Genomic DNA, 22,013 nt, shown 5'->3' with positions numbered 1-22,013 from the left:
TCGACATTCACCCTATAATAAAGCTTGTAAACAACATTAAAGAGTCTGGAAGGGGCGTAACACAATGAAAGCACCAAAGAAAATGCTTTTGATGCTCATGGCTTTTGCACTAGTTCTCGTAAGCGCTTGCGGCGGAAACGCAAACAATGAAAAACCAACAAATGCGACCAACGCACCAAAATCAACAAACGAAGTGAAAGAAGAGCCAGCAGAAGCAAAGCCGGTCACTCTTCGTATCGCATGGTGGGGCGGCCAGCCGCGTCATGATTACACAATGAAAGTGATTGAGATGTACAAAGCGAAAAACCCGCATGTAACGATAGAAATGGAATATGCAAACTATGATGACTACTGGAAAAAGCTTGCTCCTCAAGCAGCTGCAAACGAGCTTCCTGATATCATCCAAATCGATACGCAAAACTATTCGCAATACGCTGGCAGAAAACAATTGGCTGATTTGACTCCATTTATCGGCAATCAAATTGACGTAAGCGACATTAGTCAAAACGCAATTGATGGCGGTAAATTAGGCGATGGACTATACGGTATGAACCTTGGCGTAAATGCTCTTGGGTTTAACTACGATCCAGCACTACTTAAAAAAGCAGGCATTGATTCCATTCCTGAAAACTACACTTGGGATGATTACGTAGCAATGGCTGCAAAAGCAAAATCAGCAGGAATTTTCTTTGACAACGGTATGCGTCCAGAAGTGTTCTTCGGCTACTACCTTCGTACACTTGATAAAACGTTGTTTAACGCAGAAGGCAATGGCCTTGGCTACGAGGATGATCAACTATTCACCGATTTCTTCGGGATGCTAGCTAAACTTGTTATCGATGGTGCAGTACCGTCACCAGACGTTCTAGCTCAAATCAAAGGCGCAGAAGACAGCCACCTTGTATTGAACCAAGGCATTGGCGTATGGCAATGGTCGAACCAATATGTTGGATTGCAGCAAGTGGCTAACCGTCCGCTAGCGATTGCTCCAATGGCTGGTCCAAATATGACTAAAGGGTTATTCCTTAAGCCAAGTATGTTCTTCTCCGTATCGGAAAATTCGAAAGTGAAAGAAGAAGCAGCTAAATTTATCAGCTTCTTCGTAAATGATATCGAAGCTAACAAATTGATTTTAGGCGATCGCGGCGTACCAGTTTCCTCTAAAGTGAAAGAAGCGTTAAAAGCAGTTTCTACTGAAGCACAAATCCAAGTATACGATTATGTTGCTTGGGCAGAAGCGAACAGCTCACCAATGGATCCAGCTGATCCAATCGGTTCTGCAGAAGTATTCAAATCGCTCACAAGCCTTGCAGAGCAAATGAACTACAACAAAATTAAACCAGAAGACGCAGCTAAGAAGTTTAGAGACGAAGCAACCGCTATTCTTAAGAAAAACAAGTAATATTGTTTGAGTAGAAGCGATGGTTGGTCGTAAGATCGACCATCGCTTTTTCATAAATAAAGATGCTTTGGCACGTTAGACTTCGTATAGGAGTTGGATAAGATGAAATCGCTATCACTTAAAAACAACTTGGTTGGCTACACCTTTATTGGTCCATTCGTTATCGGATTTTTATTGTTCACCTTAGTACCCGCTGTCGCATCGTTATATTTCTCGGTTACCGATTATGATCTCTTATCGACACCATCCTTTATCGGATTAGAGAATTACCAGACGATGTTTTTTGATGACTCGAAGTTTTGGGCATCTCTAAAGGTTACTTTTTTATACGTTTTTATCGGTGTACCGCTTAGATTGGCCTTTGCTTTATTTATTGCAATGATATTGAATACAGCCTCGAAAGCAATCGGGTTATATCGGACCGTTTATTATCTTCCTTCGATTATTGGCGGTAGCGTTGCCGTGTCGATTATGTGGCGCAACCTTTACGGCGACGAAGGGGTTATAAACATTTTTCTGAATGCACTCGGTTTAGATAGCGTGAGATGGTTTGCTGAACCTGCAGCTGCGCTGTGGATGCTCATTACATTGTCCGTTTGGCAATTTGGATCGTCGATGCTTATTTTTCTAGCAGGTCTCAAAAATATACCGCCAGAATTGTACGAGGCTTCCAATGTGGATGGAGCGGGGCCAGTCGTTCGCTTCTTCAAAATTACTTTGCCAATGCTTAGCCCGATCATTTTGTTTAATACGATCATGCAAACGATCGGAGCATTTATGACTTTCGTTCCAGCTTACATTATTTCAAAAGGCGAGGGCGGTCCGTTAGACGGTACACTTCTATATTCCCTTTATTTGTTCCGTCAAGCATTCGTTTATTTCGATATGGGATTTGCTTCAGCGATGGCGTGGGTAATGCTCATTATTATCGCTATCCTAACAGGGATTTTGTTCTATACCTCTAAAAAATGGGTTCATTACGAGTCGAAAGGTGGCCATTAAACATGACATTCAAAAAGCTGAAGTGGCCGATCTACCACATATTTGTCGCAGCGCTCGCGCTAGTCATGGTTTACCCGGTGTTATGGCTGTTAATGAGTTCATTTAAGCAAAGCAATCTCATCTTCGCAACGGCTGATTCACTTATACCACAGCCTTGGATTTGGGAAAATTATAAAATAGGCTGGGTCGGCATAGCAGGTCAGTCATTCGGCAATTTTATTATGAATTCTCTAGAAATCGTTGTTATTTCTACCATCGGAGCTGTATTATCATCTGCATTTATCGCTTTTGGATTTGCAAGACTTAATTTTGTAGGGAAAACGTTTTGGTTTGGAATCATGATGGTTACGCTCATGCTTCCTCATGATGTTGTACTCGTTCCGCAATATATTTTGTTTGCGAAGCTTCATTGGTTAAACTCAATTAAACCTATTGTTATCCCGCAATATTTCGGCATTCCGTTTTTTATCTTTTTACTCATTCAGTTCATCCGGACCATACCGAATGAGCTTGACGAAGCGGCAACGATCGATGGCTGCGGGAAGTTCCGCTTGTTTTTCCGAATTATTTTGCCGCTCGTCGTTCCAGCTCTGGCTACCGCTTCAATTTTCTCGTTTTACTGGCGCTGGGAAGACTTGCTCGGACCGGTATTGTACTTGAATCGTCCAAGTTTGTATCCTGTGTCGATGGGTCTGAAAATGTTTCTGGACAGCGATACCGTCTCCAACTGGGGCGCCATGTTCGCGATGTCGATCGTCAGCCTCATTCCGGTTCTCGCCATTTTCTTCGCATTTCAGAAGTATATTGTTGAAGGTATCAGCACCAGCGGTTTGAAATAGACATTCAAAATGAAATAGGGGAGAGGTAGATGGAAATGCCACAGCTTCAATTTGACGAAAATCATATTAAGGACGTTATAGATCGTGTTGTAGATCGCACATTCAGAATGGATTTTAGCTGGGATTGGCCAGGCGGTGTTGCTTTCTATGGGGTTGCGGAAGCGTACGAGGCAACAGGGAATGAACGCTATATTCAGCTTTTGCAGGAATGGATTGATGAGAAGCTGGAAGACGGCTTGCCGAAGCTATCAGTCAACGGAGTATCCATTGGTCATGCTTTAATTTCATTGTACAAAGCAACTGACGAGCAAAAATATTTAGATGTCGCCATTCAAATGGCCGAATACTTAAAAAATGATGCGGTACGATTCGCAGATGGCATTTTCCAGCACACAGTCAATTCAGAAACATATAATTTTCCTGAGCAAGCGTGGGTGGATACGATGATGATGGCGGGTTATTTCCTCGTGCGTATGGGACATTTGCTCGGACGAAACGACTATTTGGAAGATGGCTTGAAGCAGTATCACGGTCATGAGCATTTTTTACAAGATCCCGTTACGAACCTCTACTATCATGGCTGGGACAATATCGCACAAAATCATATGTCCTCGATCTTCTGGTCACGTGGAAACTCTTGGGCTGCTCTTACAATGGCAAAGGCATTGCCGCATATAGCCGTTCAGCATCCTTCATTTATGATTATTGAAGGCTCGATGCGAGACCAGCTTAGTACATTAGTGCGTATGCAATCCGAAAATGGGCTATGGCACACGGTACTAAACGACGATAGCTCCTATCATGAAACGTCGGGTTCAGCAGGAATTGCGACGGGATTATTCGCATTTGGCTCCTTATACAACAAATACATTCAGCGTTCGATTGAAGGCATTTTGAGCCAAATTACGGAAGACGGCGCAGTGCTGAATGTATCAGCCGGTACAGCAGTTATGAATGATTTGCAGGGCTATCGTGAAGTGGCTCACAAACGGGTGCAAGGCTGGGGGCAAGGACTTGTGCTTGCGTTTTTAGCGGAGCTGTTGAATTCCAAGAAACGTGTATTTTAATGAAATGCTGCTTGTTTCAAGTTTAATAACTATGTTAAAGTAGCACTAATAGATAGGAAATCAGGAAGGCATCCTGATGCGGTTTGTAACTTACAAACGGCGTCGGGATGTCTTTTTTTGTTCGTATTTTATGCTGGAGGGATCGATATGGAAGGTTCGGATGAGTTGTTTTCACCTTATGCAATAGGATCTATGGTGGGTGATCGATACCGAATTGTTGGCATTCTTGGGCGAGGCGGCATGGGAGTTGTCTACGCCACTGATGATTTGAAGCTCGCAAATAAACGAAGAGCAATGAAAGTCATCGCACCGCTGCCAGGGGGCCTGAAATATGCGGAAGAAGCACAAATGATGATGAGGCTGGAGCATCCGCAGCTTCCATCAATGATCGACTACTTCCCTCCGCATGAGCTGCAATTCGAAGCACTGGTAATGGAATTAATTGAAGGTTGCACGATTGCAGATTTAATTCGTTCAAACGGAGCACAGCAAACCTTTACAAACATAATCGATATCGGATTACAGCTATGCTCTGCGATTCGTTACTTACATGAACATACGCCTCCAATTATTCATCGTGATTTGAAGCCCTCAAACGTGATGATTGACAAAAAAGGAAATGTAAAACTAATTGATTTTGGTATTTCACGCCAATATATTATTGGCAAGGATAAAGATACTACTCAGCTTGGAACGTATGGATTCGCAGCGCCGGAGCAAGCAGGAGCAGGGCAAAGCGATGAGCGAACGGACATTTATGGACTCGGTGCGCTGCTGTATTTTATGGCTAGTGAGGGAAGTATTTATCATCAAAAAACGGGCTGGATAGCGGAGTCGGCTTTATTTGCATCTTTGAAGCCAGACGTTCCGAAAGCCTTTAAGCTTGTGCTAAAACGTTTGCTTCAACCCGATCCCCAATATCGATATGCAACTATTGCTGAAGCGGAGAAAGCGCTAGAGGTTTTTGCTGAGCCTGATAGTGACAATAAGGTGTTCTGGAATCAACAAAAAAGCAAACCCCACACACGATCAAATCAGAAGCTGATCTGCTTATTATCTTTATCCTCAGGTGCAGGATCTACCTTTTTGACGCATGCACTTGCTGTCCTGCTTGGAAGGCAAGGCGCTTCTATAGCAGCAGTCGAATACGACGATTCTAGGCCTGAATGGCATGCATGGTTATCTGGGCATAAAAGCATCAGTAATTATGTACAGTCTGGTCAGCTTATACAGGATAAACGTTATACCCACTATAAACATAATGATTTAGCAGTAAATTGGTTTTCATTTCATTCTGAACTTAGCTCAGATGATGCTAAATATGATGCTCTGTCTTTTGCACAAATGCTTCGGACTTCACCAACTATGTACCAGCTATTCGATTTCTCTGGCAGATGGAAGGAGTCTAATGCTTTATCCATGCTGAAGCAGTCGCATTTCGTATTTGTGATTGGTGATCCTGCTGTGGTTAAGTGGCAAGCGAGCGAATTAATGTTGCTAATGGACTTGAAGCAAAAAATGAAAGCCACAGGCGGAAAATTATTTTATATCGCCAACAAGGATCTGAACTACCATGGTCGGAATGAGTGGCTTTCCTTATTTCCTGACAAGCCGTTAGCCATCGTGCCGCGACTTCCTGAAGAGACGCTGCTTTCTTTGCAATGGAAAGGGCTCTGGGCAACGGATGAATCGCGCTTAAATAAACGATTAAATCATGCGCTTTCGCCCATTTTACAGCTCCTTTATAAGGAAATGAACACAAAATGACCATTTTTGTGGTACAATGATACGGGCAAAACGACACATTTCACAAGCTATAACTATGGTTCATATATGAATGGAGATAAAGACAAATGAGTTTGTTAACAGTTGAGCAATTATCACATACGTTCGGAGATCGTGTGCTTTTTAAAAATGTAGCCTTCCGATTGTTGGATGGAGAGCATGTTGGCCTAGTCGGTGCGAATGGTACAGGCAAGTCAACACTGATGAATATTTTAACAGGCAAACTGTTGAAGGATGAAGGAAAGGTCGAATGGACACCGCGTGTTCGTTACGGCTACTTGGATCAACATACGAAGCTTGAAGCAGGTAAAACGATCCGTGATGTACTGAAGGATGCTTTTTTACCTTTGCTGCTATTGGAAGAAGAGCTAAATAACATTGCAGCTCAAATGGGCGATGCAGATTCAGATCAATTAGATGAGCTGCTTACACGTATGGGTGAGATTCAGGAAGAGCTGGAGATCGGCGATTTCTATTTAATTGATGTAAAAGTTGATGAGATGGCAAACGGGCTAGGTCTGAATGCGATTGGACTTGATCGTGATGTTACTGCACTTAGCGGCGGTCAGCGGACAAAGGTACTGCTAGCGAAGCTGCTTCTTGAAAAACCAGGTGTTCTACTGCTCGATGAGCCTACGAACTATTTGGATGAAGAGCATATCAATTGGCTGACTAACTATTTGAAAAACTACCCGCATGCTTTTGTTCTTATTTCACATGAAACGAGCTTTATGAATCAAGTGGTCAACGTGATTTACCATCTTGAATTTACGAAGCTGACGCGCTATTCGGCCAATTATGATAAATTTCTTGAAATGGCTGACCTGAACAAGGCGCAGCACATCGATGCATACGAGAAACAAAAGGATTTTATTAAGAAGCAAGAGGATTTTATCCAAAAAAACAAAGCACGCGCTTCAACATCAGGACGTGCCAAAAGCCGCGAGAAGCAGCTTGATCGCATTGATCGAATTGATAAACCGGAAGAAGCGGCAAAACCAACGTTTAACTTTAAAGAATCTAGAACGAGCGGCAAGACTGTATTTGAAGCAGAAGGCATGGTCATCGGCTACAATAAACCATTGCTGCCAAAAATGGACATGGTCATTGAACGTGGTGATAAGATTGCTATCGTAGGATGTAACGGCGTTGGTAAATCTACATTACTCAAAACCATTTTAGGCGTAATTCCAGCGCTTGACGGCAAAACCTATTTGGGAGATTATTTAAATCCTGCTTACTTTGAGCAAGAAGCAAAAGCTCCGACCATGACGCCGCTTGAGGATGTATGGGATGAGTTCTCCTTCATGACCCAATCAGAGGTTCGTGGTGCCCTTGCACGCTGTGGCTTGAAAAATGAACATATTACACGTTCGCTTAATCAGCTCAGCGGTGGCGAGCAAGCGAAGGTTCGTCTTTGCAAGCTTATGATGCGCGAGAGCAACTGGATTCTGTTCGATGAGCCGACGAACCATTTGGACGTTGTGGCTAAAGCGGAATTGAAGCGTGCTCTTAAGGCTTATAAAGGAACTGTTGTGCTTGTATCTCATGAACCGGAATTTTACGAGGATATGGCTACCAAAACATGGGATGTGGAAGCCTGGTCGATGCAAAACTAGGAGTGGTTTTTGCTTAATATCCTTTATCTTCGTGAAGATAAACACCCTCCGTGGCAATTGCCGGTCTACTCTTCTTGTAGATCGGCTTGCTTGCATTTGTGATAGGTCTTCATTATGATAAATTTAACCGTATTTATAGAAGAAGATATGGTTGATTAACGGCATTAATATTATTTACAACTGGAAGCAGGTGAACCTCTAGAATGAAAGAACGTATTCTAGTCGTCGAAGATGAAGCGGGTATTTCCCGAATTTTACAACTTGAGCTTGAGCATGAGGGTTATACCGTAGGAACTGCCGCTGATGGCAGAACCGGATATGAAATGGCTTCGACAGGTGAATGGGAGCTTGTATTGCTCGATGTCATGCTGCCTGAGATGAGCGGAATTGAAGTGCTGCGATTACTGCGACAAGCAGGAAATCCTGTACCTATTATATTGTTGACTGCACGCGACACCGTACCGGATAAAGTAAGCGGATTCGAGCATGGAGCAAATGATTATATTACTAAGCCGTTCGCAATGGAGGAGCTGCTGGCGCGGGTTCGCAATATTTTGCGTATATTCCAGCAGTATCCGAAAGAAGCGGAAGGATCCGACATGATCAAGGTTGGCGACTTAACGATTGAGCTGCGCACGCGTAAGGTTTATCGCAAAGATATTTTGATCGAGTTAACGCCGCGTGAGTTTGAGCTGCTTGTATACCTTGTGGAAAACAAAAATGATGAGAAATCGCGTGAAGATATTTTATCCGAAGTTTGGGGATATGATTTTATCGGTGAAACAAATTTAGTAGATGTTTATATCCGTTATTTGCGTCAGAAGTTGGACAAGGGTTATCGTCATAAGCTTATTCATACGGTTCGAGGAGTAGGTTATATGATAAAGGAGCCCGATGCATGACACTCCGCAAACGGTTTACGCTTTTCACCATTTTTTGGCTTATTTTTATTTTGATTCTATTTAATATTTTTGTGTATTTCTATGTGATCAAAATAACGACTGAAAGTGAAGAAGAGGTCATTGCGAATAAAGTGAATCTCATGCTTGAGAATCCCCGAATTCAGAGCGGCCGAGGATTAAACTATCCGGAGCTGCTCAATGAGTATTACAACGTAAACGAAATGATTCGCATCATTGCGCCTAATAACAGGGTTGTAAATATAACAGGAACGGATGAGCTGCTGCAGCAGCTGCCAGCGACCTTTGAGGTGCATCACCATACCGGGATGATCACGAAGGGCGGAGAACGAATTTTGTTCATGCGAGTTCCGCTATATGACGGCAATCGTGTCATTGCAATGCTTGAGATTAATCGAATACTAGATGAGTTGGACAATTATTTGCAGGTGCTGGTCGCAGCGTTAAGCGTCACGAGCGGCGGTGCCATTCTATTTGCCATATTCGGAACGTATTGGTTTACTTCAAGACTAACGGCGCCCATACAGCAAATGGTTAATACGATGCGAGAAATTGACCGAAGCGGGAAGCTTAGACAAATTGAGCTTAGCAACCGCGAGGAATCTGCTGAACTCCTGCAGCTCGTTCGTGCATTTAATCAAATGATTGAACGACTTGACCGCACATTTGCTAAGCAGAAGCAATTCGTAGCAGATGCTTCTCATGAGCTCAAAACCCCTCTAACTGTTATCAGCAGCTATGCTGGTATGTTGAAGCGTTGGGGACGTGATGACGAGAGCTTGCGAAATGAAGCGATTGAAGCAATCGATAAAGAAGCAAATCGTCTGCAAAACTTAACAAAATCCATGCTTATGCTCGCTGAGGCAGAGCAGGAGGATTGGCTGAAGCAGGAGCTGTTTGACGTTGTTCAAGTGGTTGATGAGCTAGCAACGATGCTGCAAACGACGTTCGGCAGACCGATTCGAGTGAAAGCGATGTCCAAGGCTGTTCGTATGGTTGGAGATAAAGACAAAATCAGGCAGCTGCTCGTCATTTTGCTCGATAACGCGATTAAATACTCGAAGGACCCGATCGATATTACGATTACACTCGTTAGACATATCGTGAAAATCGAGGTTAAGGATAAAGGAATGGGCATTCCAGAAAACGAAATTCCGCATCTATTCGAGCGCTTCTACCGTGTGGATGGAGCCAGAAGCCGCACAACAGGCGGAGTAGGTCTCGGCTTGTCCATCGCCAAACGAATCATTGATTTGCATGAAGGAAAGGTAGATGTGTTTAGTCTGCCGGATTTAGGCACGACGATTACTTTGCAATTTAAACAGCGCAAACAATAACGATACGATTGGAGGATTTAACGAATGAAGTTTCGTACGGCAGCCGTTCAGTATAAGCTTGCTGATATTAACTCGTTTGAGCAATTCGCAGAGCAAGTAACACATTATGTACGCAATGCCTCGGAATACGGGGCACAATTTATTTTGTTTCCTGAGTTTCTGACAACCCAATTGATGTCCATTGGAGATGAGCAGGGCGTTGCGCTTTCTATTGATCGACTTCCTGAATTCACGGAGGATTATCTTGCTCTCTTTCGCTCACTAGCTGCTGAATATGAGGTTTACATTGTTGGAGGCACCCACGTGATCAAACAAGCGGATGGAAGCTTGCGCAATGCTGCGCATCTCTTTCATCCCGATGGGAAAATTGACGTTCAGCATAAAATCCACATTACGCCACCAGAAGTAGAAGGCTGGAATATGTCAGCAGGTGAAGGTCTTGAGGTATTCGAGACCGCTTATGGTACCATCGCGATGCTTACTTGCTACGATATTGAATTTCCTGAAATCGTTCGAATGGCTCGCGCTAAAGGTGCAGATGTCATTTTCTGTCCATCGTGCACAGATGATCGTCATGGATTCTATCGCGTAAGATACTGCTGCCATGCTAGAGCTGTTGAGAATCAGGTATACATTGTAACGACGGGTACAGTTGGCTCTCTTCGTAAAGTTGATCTGATGCGGGCAAATTTTGGACAAGCTGCTATTATTGCTCCGAACGATATTCCGTTCCCGCCAGCCGGTATATTAAGCGAAGGTATCATCAATGATGATATGCTCGTCGTGGCTGATCTTGACTTATCTTTGCTTGAGGAAGTCAGGCTGAAGGGTTCTGTTACGACGTGGCGTGACCGTCGCACCGATTTGTATACTGATTGGACTTGATTTTTATCTTGTTTAGCGAAGAAAGGGGGAGACAGTGATGCGTAAGGAGCTGTACTTGTTCATCGATGGAAAGCCGCAAAAAGCAATTATTCGCAATTATAAACCAGCAGATTTTGATGGATTGATTGAAGTTCAGCGGCTAAGCTTTCCCCCGCCTTACCCACAGGAGCTTTGGTGGAACAAAGAACAATTAACTGAACATGTGAACCGATTCCCTGAAGGTGCCTTATGCGCAGAGGTTGATGGAATGATTATTGGCTCCATGACCGGAGTAACTATCGATATGAAAGATTATGGCCATGCACATAATTGGGAAACGATTTCTGACAGTGGTTATATTCGCAATCATAATAAAAACGGGAACACTCTGTATATAATAGACCTTTGTGTCATACCGGAGTTCCGAAAATCAGGCATTGGCAAATGGCTCATGCAATCGATGTATGAAACGGTTGTTCAGCTGGGACTTATGAGATTGCTTGGGGGCGGTCGCATGCCTGGTTATGGCGCGCTATTACAGGAGATGACGCCAGAAGCTTATTTGGAAAAAGTGCTAATTGGAGAATTCAAAGACCCTGTCATTACTTTTTTGCTTAGATGCGGACGGCTGCCGATTGGTGTTGCTCATGACTACTTGGATGATGAGCAATCAGGTAACTGCGCTGCAATCATGGAGTGGCGTAATCCATTTAAATAAGGAGATGTACATATATGCTAACCTATCATCGAATCGTAAGCATTGAGGACAAATATTTTGAACCATTACATAAGCTTCTTCAATCGATTTTTCCGCCTGAGGAAGTTCTTGCTTATGAACTTTGGCGCGAGCCTCTTGAAGACCCAAGCATTCATGTATATGTTGCATTGCATGAGGGGGAAGTCGTTGGTTCAACTGAATATCGTTATTATCCAGAGCTGCGCGTTGCTATGACTGATTTTACGATTATCGGAAAACCATCACTTGGCATCGGTCGTTTTCTACTCCGCAATCGAGAACAAGATTTGCAGAAGCTAGCTGATCAGTCCGGTACTGTCTCGCTTGGCATGTTTGCTGAGGTATACGACCCTTATCGCGCAGGTGAGCATGCATTTGGCGGAGTTTCACCTATGAATCCGTTTGTGCGTCGCGAAGTGCTGTCACATATCGGCTATAAGCGAATCGCTTTTCCTTATGTGCATCCTTCTTGGGACCATGAAGGCCAAGCTGTTGCTGAACTGGACTTATGTTTCCTTCCGAAAAATGAAGAGCAAACAACGATTAATGCAGCTCTTATCGCCTCATTCTTAGAAGGCTATTATGCCGCGTTGCCAAACAAGCCGGAACAATGGCTTCAAATGATGGAACAAATCCGTGCATCGGAGTCGTTTGAGCTGCTGCCGCTATGACGAAGCTGATTTTTAGGGGAACTGGAGATTCCATGAGTGTGCCTCGCATTTATTGCGAATGCGAGGTTTGTGAGGAAGCACGGGAAACACAGGAAAACCGCCGTTATAGATCGTCGCTGCAGATGGAGGACCAAGAAGCTGGAACGGTGTGGATTGACTGTGGGTCGGACTTCGCAAAACAATTAGAGATGGCCTCACTGCGTGAGATCGACACACTGCTCATTACACATGCTCATTTTGACCATATCGGTGGATTGGTGGAGTGGGCAGACGCTTGTCGCTGGACGAAAAAAAGAGGTCAAGCTTACGCGCCCACTGAAGTCATTAAAGAAATATTAGATCGTTTTCCTTGGCTAAATCGGCAGATTGAGTTCCATTCATTTGACACTCCTATTATGCTCGGCAAATGGCGAGCGTATAGCTGGCGAGTCAATCACGGGAAAAACGGCTATGCCTACGCATTTCGCTTTGAACATTCAGAAACAAACTGCAAATGGGTATATTGCTCTGATTCCATAGGCCTGACAGATGAGCAGCAGCAACATTTGGCTGATCTTGATTTGCTTGTACTAGGAACAAGCTTTTACGAAGAGCCTTTCGCTTATGAAACTCGTTCTGTCTATGATGTGGTTGAAGCTATCGAGCTTATTCAGAAGTGGAAGCCCAAACAAACCTTTCTCACACATATGTCGCATGATATTGATCTTCGGAGAGATTATAAGCTGCCCGATCACCTTCAATTTGCACGAACAGGCATGTCCATTTCATTATAGCCATAAACAGTAGATTAAGTCTCGCTTGACAAGCTGCTTGTCTTTTATGTACATTTATTAAGAATCCTATTTTGGATTATAACTTTTAACATGATGCTTAAAGGGGAAATTTTAATGTTTGCTGGTGTCCATAACTCATAAATTGGATAGAGTCAGATGAACGTTGGTCTTGCGACGATTCCCAGTGTGAAATCACTGAGATGCAAGGCTCTATTTCGTGATCTGACGCCAAGAGTTCTGGACATGAGGATTTCCGCCTGAAGCAATTCGACAGCGGCCCAATCACCGTGCTCTCGCAGCGCGGTTTTTTTATATCCATTTTCATGTTAACGATTTTGTTAGCGGTGGAAATGGTATTGGAGCATTTGTCGATCAAAGACAGGAATGGAACGCGCCCGCGTTCTGTTTCTGTCTTTTTTTTTACTCAAAATAGAGGAGGCCACACAGATGAATGAAGCATCTTGGCGAAGATTAGAATTTGATAAGGTAAAAGCAGACGTAGTGAGCTACACGATATCACCCGCAGGACGATTGTTGGCTGAAAGGCTTGAACCAAGCACGAAGCAGCGGCAAGTTGAAGCATGGCTGCAAGAAACGTACGAGGCTGCTGAACTTCTCGGAAGCGGAGCAAGCATTCCATTATCCGCAATGGACGGAATTGATTCGTTTCTGTCGCTGCTCGGCAAAGGTAGAATTTATAATGAGCAGGAACTAGAACAGCTATCGGTATGGTTAAGCTCTGTTGTGCAAATGAAAAAGTACATGTTCAGCAAACGTGAGATTGCGCCAACGATTTCCGCTTATGCGGAGTCTATGTACGATTGCCCCGTACTTAGGGACGAACTAAAACGTTGTATTCGTTACGGCCAGCTGACCGATCAAGCTAGCCCTGATCTTGCCTACATCCGCAGGCATATCTATGCAGCGGAGGACAAGATCCAGAAAAAAATGGAGAATGCGCTTCATAAATATCGTACTGCTCTACAAGAGCCGGTTATCAGCAAGCGACATGATCGATTTGTTATTGCAGTAAAGCGTGAGCATCGCAAGCAGGTGCCAGGGACAGTATGGGATGAATCCGCTAGTGGTCAGACCTTGTTCGTTGAGCCATTAGACGCATCAGAGCTTCAGGTGGAGCTGCAGCAATGGAAGGCGGATGAAGAGCGGGAGCGTACCGTTATATTATCCCGTTTGTCTGAATATACCGAGTCGTTCTCCTTTGAGCTATTTCGCAATGTAGAAGCCATGGCTTCATTTGACTTCATTACGGCAAGAGCGAAGCTCTCTAGGTCGTATAACGGCAAAAAAATCGAGTTATCCGATCAGCCAGTCGTTAGACTCGTCGGTGCACGCCATCCACTGCTAGGACAACATAGCGTACCGCTGCATGTGGAGCTCGGATACAAATGGAAACAGTTAATTATTACTGGACCGAATACAGGTGGCAAAACGGTAACCTTGAAAACCATTGGATTATTCGTATTGATGGTTCAATCTGGCCTGCTGGTCCCAGCTGAGCAGGGGAGTGAAATCGGCGTATTCCAGCACGTTATTGCCGATGTTGGAGATGGACAAAGTTTGGAGCAATCACTGAGTACATTTTCATCTCATATCACTGTTCTTAAGGATATGCTTCAAGCGGCTGGGCCTAGAGCACTGCTTCTGCTTGATGAATTGGCAGCGGGTACCGATCCATCAGAAGGAATAGCGCTCTCTATCGCACTATTAGAACAACTTTTGAAAAAAGGAGCATTAGCAGGGGCAACGACTCATTTTAATGAAATTAAAGCTTTTGCTGCACGCACCCCTGGATGTCAAAATGGGAAAATGGCATTCGATGCGGAAACGTTAAAGCCGCTTTATCGCTTAGAGATTGGGGAAGCAGGCGAGAGTCACGCATTCGCGATAGCAAGGCGCTTTGGTCTACCGGAAGAAGTGATGCGGCGTGCAGAACATTTGCTCGTGCGGAAAGAAAATCAATTTCATGAAACACACACAAGTGAGCAATCAAGAAATGAAAAGGAAACTCAGAAAACGTCATCTTCAGCAGCATCAGATTTTATTAACAAAAATTTAAAAAAGGCTGATGAAACGAAAGCACAGAACCCGAAAGAAGCAAAAAAACCTTTTGAGAAAGGTGATGCAGTATGGATCTATCCTCTAAATAAAATGGGTGTAGTATATCGGCCTGCAGATGAAAGAGGAAATGTGATTGTCCAAATTCAAGGGCAAAAGCTTACATTCAATCATAAACGGTTGAAGCTGTATATCGCCAAAACGAAGCTTTACCCGGGTCAAAATGAGGAGTATGATCTCGATATTGTATTTGAATCAAAGGAGAATAGAAAAGCCCGCAAGCTGATGAATCGCAAGCATGTAGACGGCTTGGAAATTGTTACAAATGAGGATGAGCTTCTCTAAAGGATTAATCGCGCAAACATAAGACCCAACCGAAGGATTATTTACCTCGGTTGGGTCTTTTGTTGAAAATCATTAGTCACGACTTTGGATGACCAACAATAAGCCTTTTCTTATGGAGATGGTTCCATTAGATGATACAAGGACATTGCTAATCCCGAGTGACTGACCAATCGTTAGCTCGGCGTCAGTCAGCGGATATTGAAAACCATCAAGCGTTATTCCTTCTACTTTTAACGACAACGGAAGCAAAGAAACGTTAGGATATCCTTGCTGCTCGATGTTTAATTGATCGCTAATCAAAGAAATTTTATTATGGTCATCGATGATCGTCATTTTCACCTGTTGCTGGGAAGAAAGCGCGAGCAGGTGGACATTAGCAAGTGAATGATCAAATCTAGTGCCCAGCGCTCCGAGTAAAATGATTTCAGTAGGCTGCAAGTCCAAGGCGAGACGTATGGCCATTTCCGTATCGGTGTAGTTTTTGTCGATGGGGTCACAAGCTATCGTTTGACCGCTATTTTCTCGAATTTCTAACAAATCTTCTTCTGATACGGAATCAAAGTCTCCGATCGAAATATCCGGACGTCGTCCGTTCTTAATGAGGAAGCGAGCACCGCTGTCTGCTCCAATAAGCAGATCATCGGGCTTTATATGTGCAAGTGCCCAGGCGCCAAGCTGGCCGCCCGTGCATATGACGATGCGAGGATGCATGATGAATTTTCCTTTCTTTTTGGCAAAATCTAATGTAATTCACTCCAGTATAATGCCTTTTGTTCTATAAAAACCAGAGGAATGGAATAACTGTATGGATAAACGAATGAATTTCACGAAATTTGTCGTTGCGTATCCACATCCTCCCAGCTAAAATGATGAATGAAAGTCAAGGTGCATTGATCGGTTCATGTACGGGAAGCGAGGAGCATTTGCTGTGAGTATGGACATTTTTGGTATTTTTAGCATTATCGGAACAATTGCCTTTGCAGTCAGCGGAGCGATTGTCGCTATGGAGGAAGAATACGATATACTAGGTGTGTTCGTGCTTGGACTTGTCACAGCATTTGGCGGTGGTGTCGTGCGTAATCTGTTGATAGGTATGCCAGTTACATCGCTTTGGAATCAAGGATACCTACTCAAAATAGCTATCATTGCCATGACGATTGCTTTTCTATTGCCTGTTGACTGGATTCAGCGCTGGCGACGGAGCGAGGCGTTTTTTGACGCGATTGGATTATCAGCCTTTGCTATTCAAGGAGCGCTGTATGCAACGCAAATGAAGCATCCGCTCAGTGCGGTTCTTGTTGCGGCCATGCTGACAGGGATTGGCGGCGGTATCATTCGCGATGTGCTGGCAGGCCGCAAGCCGCTTGTGCTAAAAGATGAAATTTATGCCGTATGGGCTATGCTTGCAGGTCTCGCGATTGGACTAGGTTGGATAAAATCAACCTTGGAGCTCTTGGTTTTATTCGTTATTATTATTAGCTTCCGCATGCTATCTGTCTATTTCAAGTGGAAGCTGCCAAGACGCACGTTACATATTCATACTTCTAATGAACAGCAGAAAAGAGGAATATCATGAAAGCTCGTATTTTATTTGTTTGTCTCGGAAACATATGCAGGTCCCCAATGGCTGAAGCTGTTATGCGCCATCAGGTAGAGCAAGCAAAATTGACAGATCAAATTATGGTTGATTCCGCAGGAACCGGTGACTGGCATTTGGGTCATCCGCCGCATGAGGGCACAAGGGATCAGCTGGATCAGCATCAAATTTCACATCAAGGTATGAAAGCTCGATTAGTTACGCCTGATGACTACAACACGTTTGATTATATCGTATGTATGGACACAAACAACTTACGAGATGTCCGCAAGCTGTTTTTTGGAGAAGGTAAAGCTACAGCAGAGGAATCCAAGCGATTGTTTACTTTTATGGAGCTGCTGCCTGCGAAAGGAATAGCCGATGTGCCTGATCCTTATTATGAAAACAATTTTCCGTTTGTTTATAAGTTAGTCGACAGCGGATGTAAGGAGCTTCTCAAACGGGTAAAAGCAGATTTGAAATTAAATGAATAAATTCATTAAAAAAAGCTGTCCAACAGTTCCGTAAGGAGCTTGCTGGACAGCTTTGCTTTTGATTATTCAACCTCAATAAAATAGTAGAGAGCTTTATCAAGCTCTTTTTGCCAGAAACCCCATTGATGCTTGCCGTCTTTTTCTTCATAGAAGACAGTAGCTTGATTGAGTTCGAGCAGCGCCTTGGCGTTGCGATTCAAAGCTACAAAATCAAATACGCCACGGTCCGTTTCATAGGCATCCTCTTGCAGGCCAACAATCATATAAATATTGAGCCAGCTAAGGTCTCCTGCTGCGGAAATAATATTTTGGGATACGCCATAAAAAGCACCTGATAAGGACATGACACGTGTAAAAAGCTGCGGGTAGGAGAGAGCTAGATGCAAGGAAACGGAACCGCCGAGTGAATCGCCTGCTAATAATCGATGCTCTGGGTCTTGTCTTACCGCATAACGCTCCTCAACAAACGGAATGAGCTCTTCCGCGAAAAATCGAATGTATGCCTCGTGTCGGTTGCCATCTGGAGTGTATTCCTCCGTGCGCTGCTTTTTGTCGACATCAACACCTACAATAATGAAGGGTTCAAGTCCCTCATCCAAAATCAATCGCGTCGCTGTTGTAGCAATTCGCCCAAAGTTGAAAAAATCTTCGCCATCTTGGCAATAGACGACCGGGTAGCTAAGCACCTCGTTATAACCTGGCGGCAAAAAGATACGCAAATTGCGGCTTTGTTCGGCCAAATATCGGCTTGGCACGGTTTCCTTTACTATTGTTCTCTTCAAATATCGCTCATCTGTCATTTCTTTCTCTCCTATCGGTTGAATTTATTGAATGGAAAACATCTGTTGTGGGTAAACAATAGAAAGACAATCAAAGGAATCACATCTATTTCTGTCTTGTTGTATTATGCTGTTATACTAATAAATAAAGTCTGTAGCATATACAATTTCTTAAAAGAATGATGAGAATCAGCGAAAAAACAACGGTTTTTGTGTTTTTTGCTTTGACCATTTTCATTAAACAGGTTTATAATAATTCTATAACAGAGGTAAACGATTTTCAAATATTTCAATTGAGGTGAGCGATCAAAATGAGCAAATTGCCATACGAAGTTCAAACGGAACCGGTAACTCCGCTATCTGTCTTGTCACTCGACGGGGATGTTGTTAACCCGGACTTATTGCCGGCTTTGTCTGATGATCAATTAAAAGAAGTTATGTACCGCATGGTATTTACTCGTACATGGGATGAGCGTGCTGTTAATTTAGGTCGTCAAGGAAGACTTGGCTTTTACGCTCCAGTATCAGGTCAAGAAGCATCAATGATTGGTAGTGAGTACGCGCTAAACAAAGATGATTTCATTTGCCCAGGATACCGTGATATGCCACAGCTTGTATGGCATGGTTTGCCATTATACCAAGCTTTTCTATATTCTCGCGGACACCAACAAGGTGGTCAAATTCCTGAGGATGTACATGTTCTAATGCCGCAAATCATTATTGGCGCACAAGTATTGCACGCAACTGGCGTAGCAATGGCATTTAAGAAAAAGAATGAAAAACGTGTAGCTATCACTTATACAGGCGACGGCGGTTCGTCAGAAGGCGACTTCTACGAAGGCATGAACTTCGCAGGCGCTTATAAGCTGCCTGTCATTTATGTTGTACAAAACAACGGCTATGCTATTACTACACCTTACTCCAAGCAAACAGGCGCTTTGTCTGTTGCACATAAAGCTGTTGCTGCTGGTATCAAAGGTGTTCAAGTGGATGGTATGGACGTACTTGCTGTTATCAAAGCTGTTCAAGAAGCAGCAGAGCGCGGCCGCAATGGCGAAGGTGCTACTTTGATTGAGCTTCTAACTTACCGTTTCCGTCCGCATTCCTTGGCGGATGATACGACTAAATACCGTACAAAAGATGAAGAAGCAGAATGGGCTTTAAAAGATCCGCTTGTTCGTTTCGGTAAATATCTAGAGAAAAAAGGCTTGTGGACTGAAGAAGACACAAACCGTGTGAAAGATGAAGCAAAAGCAACTGTAACTGAGCACATCAAAAAAGCTGAAGCAGTTGAAAAAATGACTGTAGCAGGCTTGATCGATAGCATGTTCGAAACAACACCGCAATACTTGGAAGAGCAAAAGGACGATTTTCAATAGAAGAGGAGGATCAGACGATCATGGCTCAAATGAATATGTTGGAAGCAATTCGCGATGCGATGCGCGTAGAACTTAAACGTGATTCGAACGTTGTCATCTTTGGTGAGGACGTAGGTAAAGTCGGCGGAGTATTCCGTGTGACAGAAGGTTTGCAGGATGAGTTTGGTGAAGAACGCGTATTTGATACGCCTCTTGCTGAGTCAGCTCTTGCAGGTATGGCAGTTGGTATGGGCTTGCAAGGCTTCCGTCCAATCGCTGAAATTCAATTCGTAGGTTTTATTTATGAAGCGCTTGACCAAATGTTTGTCCAAGCTGCTCGTATGCGTTACCGCTCTGGCGGTCGCTACAACTCACCAATCGTATTCCGTACACCTTTTGGCGGCGGCGTTAAAGCGGCTGAGCTGCATACGGATTCCCTAGAAGGTCTTGCTATTCAAACACCGGGTATAAAGGTAGTTATTCCTTCAAACCCTTATGATGCAAAAGGCTTGATGATTTCTGCAATCCGTGATAATGACCCTGTATTTTTCATGGAGCACTTGAACTTGTACCGTGCGTTCAAGGCTGAAGTTCCTGAAGGTGAATATACAGTTGAGATCGGCAAAGCAAATGTTGTTCGCGAAGGCAGCGACGTAACGATCATTTCTTATGGTCTTATGGTTCACACAGCTGTCAAAGCAGCAGAAGAACTAGAAAAAACAGGCGTGAGTGTAGAAGTTATCGATCTTCGCACACTGCTTCCGCTTGATATCGATACAATCGTTGCATCAATTAAGAAAACAAACCGTGCTATTGTCGTTCAAGAAGCACAAAAAACTTCTGGGGCAGCAGCAGAAATCATTGCTCAAATCAATGAAAAAGCAATTCTGCACTTAGAAGCTCCAGTACTGCGTGTTGCTGGTCCGGATACTGTATATCCGTTTGCTCTAGTTGAGGATGCGTGGCTTCCTACGGTAGCTCGTATTTCTGCAGCGGTTAACAAAGTACTGAACTTTTAAAGGAGGTTAAAGCGGTGGCTAAATTCGAATATCGTTTCCCAGAGCTCGGCGAAGGTTTGCACGAAGGCGAAATCATTAAAGTGCATATCAAAGTCGGAGACACGGTTACAGATGATGACATTATTATGGAAGTTCAAAACGATAAAGCGATCGTCGAAGTGCCTTGCCCAGTAAATGGTAAAGTGCTCGAAGTACTCGTAAAAGACGGACAAGTTTGCCACATTGGCGAGGTTGTTGCAATTATTGATGCAGAAGGCGAATTGCCAGAGCAAGCTGAACCAGCAGCAGCTGAAGCACCTAAAGCAGAAGCTCCTGCAGCGGCGGCAGCACCAGCAGTTGAGGCGCCTAAAGCTGAAGCTCCAGCAGCACAAGCAGCAGCTGCTCCTAAAGCAACTGGCGGTCTTGTACTAGCAACACCTAGCGTTCGTAAATTTGCACGCGAGCAAGGCGTAGATCTAACACAAGTAGGCGGAACTGGCAAAAACGGACGTATCACTCGTGATGACGTAACTGGTTTTGGCTGCGCTCCTGCTGTTGCAGCTACAGATGCATCTGCTCCTGCAGCTGAACAATCAAGCAACGCAGAAGTTGCAGCTAAAGGTGCTGGCGAAGCTAAACCTGCTGCAGTATCGGCTGGAACACCGTACCGTCCGGAAGAGCGCGTACCATTCAAAGGTATTCGCAAAATCATTGCTAACGCAATGTCGAAATCGGTTTATACAGCTCCACATGTTACGATCATGGATGAAGTTGATGTAACGGAGCTAGTAGCACTTCGTGCTAAGTATAAACCTTATGCTGAGAAAAAAGGCTCCAAGCTTACGTACTTGCCGTTCATCGTGAAAGCTCTTGTGGCAGCATGCCGCGAGTTCCCGATCTTGAACGCAACGCTTGATGAGGCTAATCAAGAAATCGTTCTTCGCAAATTCTACAATATCGGTATCGCTACAGATACAGATAACGGCCTAATCGTGCCGGTTATTGAAGATGCAGATCGTAAAAACCTATTCAAAATTGCTGACTCGATCCGTGATCTAGCTGCTCGCGGCCGTGACGGTAAACTTGCTGCCAACGAGCTTAAAGGCAGCACAATCTCGATTTCCAACATTGGTTCTGCTGGCGGTATGTTCTTCACTCCAGTTATCAACTTCCCAGAAGTTGCAATTCTTGGAACAGGTAGAATTACTGAAAAAGCGATTGTTCGGGGTGGTGAAATCGTAGCTGCTCCTGTAATGGCTCTTTCACTTAGCTTCGATCACCGTCTTATCGACGGCGCTACAGCTCAAAACTTTATGAATTACATCAAAACACTTCTGGGTCAACCAGAACTGTTCATAATGGAGGTATAAGA

General features: G+C 43.9%; 20 protein-coding genes. 18 read left to right on the top strand and 2 right to left on the bottom strand.

Annotated elements, in window-relative coordinates; all coding sequences use genetic code 11:
- Positions 1 to 64 precede the first annotated feature (64 nt).
- From AC0VYE_RS18195 to AC0VYE_RS18135, 13 genes are all read left to right on the top strand, one after another.
- Positions 65 to 1,402, top strand: coding sequence for an ABC transporter substrate-binding protein (locus AC0VYE_RS18195; RefSeq protein WP_475442485.1), 1,338 nt, complete (start codon positions 65 to 67; stop codon positions 1,400 to 1,402).
- A 102-nt stretch (positions 1,403 to 1,504) separates the two neighbouring features.
- On the top strand, positions 1,505 to 2,404 hold the full coding sequence (locus AC0VYE_RS18190; RefSeq protein ID WP_076265829.1) for a carbohydrate ABC transporter permease: 900 nt from the start codon (positions 1,505 to 1,507) through the stop codon (positions 2,402 to 2,404).
- Between the two features lie 2 nt (positions 2,405 to 2,406).
- Positions 2,407 to 3,243, top strand: coding sequence for a carbohydrate ABC transporter permease (locus AC0VYE_RS18185; protein WP_076265830.1), 837 nt, complete (start codon positions 2,407 to 2,409; stop codon positions 3,241 to 3,243).
- Between the two features lie 35 nt (positions 3,244 to 3,278).
- On the top strand, positions 3,279 to 4,310 hold the full coding sequence (locus AC0VYE_RS18180; protein ID WP_475449631.1) for a glycoside hydrolase family 88/105 protein: 1,032 nt from the start codon (positions 3,279 to 3,281) through the stop codon (positions 4,308 to 4,310).
- 147 nt (positions 4,311 to 4,457) lie between these two features.
- Positions 4,458 to 6,077, top strand: a complete 1,620-nt coding sequence (locus tag AC0VYE_RS18175; RefSeq protein ID WP_475442484.1) for a serine/threonine protein kinase — start codon at positions 4,458 to 4,460, stop codon at positions 6,075 to 6,077.
- Positions 6,078 to 6,163: 86 nt separating this feature from the next.
- Positions 6,164 to 7,714: an ABC-F family ATP-binding cassette domain-containing protein gene (locus tag AC0VYE_RS18170; RefSeq protein ID WP_475442483.1), complete on the top strand. Its 1,551-nt coding sequence runs from the start codon at positions 6,164 to 6,166 to the stop codon at positions 7,712 to 7,714.
- A gap of 203 nt (positions 7,715 to 7,917) precedes the next feature.
- Positions 7,918 to 8,616 (top strand): response regulator transcription factor, encoded by a 699-nt coding sequence (locus AC0VYE_RS18165; RefSeq protein ID WP_076265833.1) that lies wholly within the window; start codon positions 7,918 to 7,920, stop codon positions 8,614 to 8,616.
- Positions 8,613 to 9,971: a HAMP domain-containing sensor histidine kinase gene (locus tag AC0VYE_RS18160; protein WP_076265834.1), complete on the top strand. Its 1,359-nt coding sequence runs from the start codon at positions 8,613 to 8,615 to the stop codon at positions 9,969 to 9,971. Before AC0VYE_RS18165 ends, AC0VYE_RS18160 begins: the two co-directional genes overlap by 4 nt.
- Positions 9,972 to 9,995: 24 nt before the next feature.
- The gene (locus AC0VYE_RS18155) at positions 9,996 to 10,856 is read left to right on the top strand and encodes a carbon-nitrogen hydrolase family protein (RefSeq protein ID WP_076265835.1); all 861 of its coding nucleotides are present in this window, start codon (positions 9,996 to 9,998) and stop codon (positions 10,854 to 10,856) included.
- A gap of 34 nt (positions 10,857 to 10,890) precedes the next feature.
- Entirely contained in the window at positions 10,891 to 11,553 is a 663-nt protein-coding gene (locus AC0VYE_RS18150; RefSeq protein WP_475442482.1) for a GNAT family N-acetyltransferase, read from the top strand.
- Between the two features lie 14 nt (positions 11,554 to 11,567).
- The gene (locus tag AC0VYE_RS18145) at positions 11,568 to 12,242 is read left to right on the top strand and encodes a GNAT family acetyltransferase (RefSeq protein ID WP_076265837.1); all 675 of its coding nucleotides are present in this window, start codon (positions 11,568 to 11,570) and stop codon (positions 12,240 to 12,242) included.
- The gene (locus AC0VYE_RS18140; RefSeq protein ID WP_475442481.1) at positions 12,239 to 13,015 is read left to right on the top strand and encodes an MBL fold metallo-hydrolase; all 777 of its coding nucleotides are present in this window, start codon (positions 12,239 to 12,241) and stop codon (positions 13,013 to 13,015) included. Before AC0VYE_RS18145 ends, AC0VYE_RS18140 begins: the two co-directional genes overlap by 4 nt.
- A gap of 447 nt (positions 13,016 to 13,462) precedes the next feature.
- The gene (locus AC0VYE_RS18135; RefSeq protein ID WP_475442480.1) at positions 13,463 to 15,436 is read left to right on the top strand and encodes an endonuclease MutS2; all 1,974 of its coding nucleotides are present in this window, start codon (positions 13,463 to 13,465) and stop codon (positions 15,434 to 15,436) included.
- A 72-nt stretch (positions 15,437 to 15,508) separates the two neighbouring features.
- Here the strand turns inward: AC0VYE_RS18135 and AC0VYE_RS18130 are convergent, their stop codons facing one another.
- Positions 15,509 to 16,147: a thiamine diphosphokinase gene (locus AC0VYE_RS18130; protein WP_076265840.1), complete on the bottom strand. Its 639-nt coding sequence runs from the start codon at positions 16,145 to 16,147 to the stop codon at positions 15,509 to 15,511.
- Between the two features lie 223 nt (positions 16,148 to 16,370).
- Here AC0VYE_RS18130 and AC0VYE_RS18125 point away from each other — a divergent pair, with 223 nt between their 5' ends.
- Positions 16,371 to 17,012, top strand: coding sequence for a trimeric intracellular cation channel family protein (locus AC0VYE_RS18125; RefSeq protein ID WP_076265841.1), 642 nt, complete (start codon positions 16,371 to 16,373; stop codon positions 17,010 to 17,012).
- On the top strand, positions 17,009 to 17,506 hold the full coding sequence (locus tag AC0VYE_RS18120; protein ID WP_475442479.1) for a low molecular weight protein-tyrosine-phosphatase: 498 nt from the start codon (positions 17,009 to 17,011) through the stop codon (positions 17,504 to 17,506). Before AC0VYE_RS18125 ends, AC0VYE_RS18120 begins: the two co-directional genes overlap by 4 nt.
- A 62-nt stretch (positions 17,507 to 17,568) precedes the next feature.
- Here the strand turns inward: AC0VYE_RS18120 and AC0VYE_RS18115 are convergent, their stop codons facing one another.
- On the bottom strand, positions 17,569 to 18,306 hold the full coding sequence (locus AC0VYE_RS18115) for an alpha/beta hydrolase (protein WP_475442478.1): 738 nt from the start codon (positions 18,304 to 18,306) through the stop codon (positions 17,569 to 17,571).
- Positions 18,307 to 18,596: 290 nt separating this feature from the next.
- On the opposite strand from AC0VYE_RS18115, the gene pdhA reads away from it, so the two are divergent.
- The 3 genes from pdhA to AC0VYE_RS18100 are packed head-to-tail and all read left to right on the top strand — an operon-like array spanning position 18,597 to position 22,011.
- Entirely contained in the window at positions 18,597 to 19,664 is a 1,068-nt protein-coding gene (gene pdhA / locus AC0VYE_RS18110) for a pyruvate dehydrogenase (acetyl-transferring) E1 component subunit alpha (protein ID WP_475442477.1), read from the top strand.
- A 20-nt stretch (positions 19,665 to 19,684) separates the two neighbouring features.
- Positions 19,685 to 20,662, top strand: a complete 978-nt coding sequence (locus AC0VYE_RS18105) for an alpha-ketoacid dehydrogenase subunit beta (protein WP_441907543.1) — start codon at positions 19,685 to 19,687, stop codon at positions 20,660 to 20,662.
- Between the two features lie 14 nt (positions 20,663 to 20,676).
- Complete coding sequence (locus AC0VYE_RS18100; protein WP_475442476.1) at positions 20,677 to 22,011, top strand: dihydrolipoamide acetyltransferase family protein; 1,335 nt, start codon at positions 20,677 to 20,679, stop codon at positions 22,009 to 22,011.
- Positions 22,012 to 22,013 lie beyond the last annotated feature (2 nt).

Source organism: Pristimantibacillus sp. Z349TD_6, assembly GCF_056173205.1.
This window is presented reverse-complemented; position numbering and strand designations above follow the sequence as displayed.

Excerpts from the sequence above, each read along its gene's own strand:
- AC0VYE_RS18195 (WP_475442485.1), top strand. The coding sequence starts at position 65 with ATGAAAGCACCAAAGAAAATGCTTTTGATGCTCATGGCTTTTGCACTA.
- AC0VYE_RS18190 (WP_076265829.1), top strand. The coding sequence starts at position 1,505 with ATGAAATCGCTATCACTTAAAAACAACTTGGTTGGCTACACCTTTATT.
- AC0VYE_RS18185 (WP_076265830.1), top strand. The coding sequence starts at position 2,407 with ATGACATTCAAAAAGCTGAAGTGGCCGATCTACCACATATTTGTCGCA.
- AC0VYE_RS18180 (WP_475449631.1), top strand. The coding sequence starts at position 3,279 with ATGCCACAGCTTCAATTTGACGAAAATCATATTAAGGACGTTATAGAT.
- AC0VYE_RS18175 (WP_475442484.1), top strand. The coding sequence starts at position 4,458 with ATGGAAGGTTCGGATGAGTTGTTTTCACCTTATGCAATAGGATCTATG.
- AC0VYE_RS18170 (WP_475442483.1), top strand. The coding sequence starts at position 6,164 with ATGAGTTTGTTAACAGTTGAGCAATTATCACATACGTTCGGAGATCGT.
- AC0VYE_RS18165 (WP_076265833.1), top strand. The coding sequence starts at position 7,918 with ATGAAAGAACGTATTCTAGTCGTCGAAGATGAAGCGGGTATTTCCCGA.
- AC0VYE_RS18160 (WP_076265834.1), top strand. The coding sequence starts at position 8,613 with ATGACACTCCGCAAACGGTTTACGCTTTTCACCATTTTTTGGCTTATT.
- AC0VYE_RS18155 (WP_076265835.1), top strand. The coding sequence starts at position 9,996 with ATGAAGTTTCGTACGGCAGCCGTTCAGTATAAGCTTGCTGATATTAAC.
- AC0VYE_RS18145 (WP_076265837.1), top strand. The coding sequence starts at position 11,568 with ATGCTAACCTATCATCGAATCGTAAGCATTGAGGACAAATATTTTGAA.
- AC0VYE_RS18140 (WP_475442481.1), top strand. The coding sequence starts at position 12,239 with ATGACGAAGCTGATTTTTAGGGGAACTGGAGATTCCATGAGTGTGCCT.
- AC0VYE_RS18135 (WP_475442480.1), top strand. The coding sequence starts at position 13,463 with ATGAATGAAGCATCTTGGCGAAGATTAGAATTTGATAAGGTAAAAGCA.
- AC0VYE_RS18130 (WP_076265840.1), bottom strand. The coding sequence starts at position 16,147 with ATGCATCCTCGCATCGTCATATGCACGGGCGGCCAGCTTGGCGCCTGG.
- AC0VYE_RS18125 (WP_076265841.1), top strand. The coding sequence starts at position 16,371 with ATGGACATTTTTGGTATTTTTAGCATTATCGGAACAATTGCCTTTGCA.
- AC0VYE_RS18120 (WP_475442479.1), top strand. The coding sequence starts at position 17,009 with ATGAAAGCTCGTATTTTATTTGTTTGTCTCGGAAACATATGCAGGTCC.
- AC0VYE_RS18115 (WP_475442478.1), bottom strand. The coding sequence starts at position 18,306 with ATGACAGATGAGCGATATTTGAAGAGAACAATAGTAAAGGAAACCGTG.
- pdhA (WP_475442477.1), top strand. The coding sequence starts at position 18,597 with ATGAGCAAATTGCCATACGAAGTTCAAACGGAACCGGTAACTCCGCTA.
- AC0VYE_RS18105 (WP_441907543.1), top strand. The coding sequence starts at position 19,685 with ATGGCTCAAATGAATATGTTGGAAGCAATTCGCGATGCGATGCGCGTA.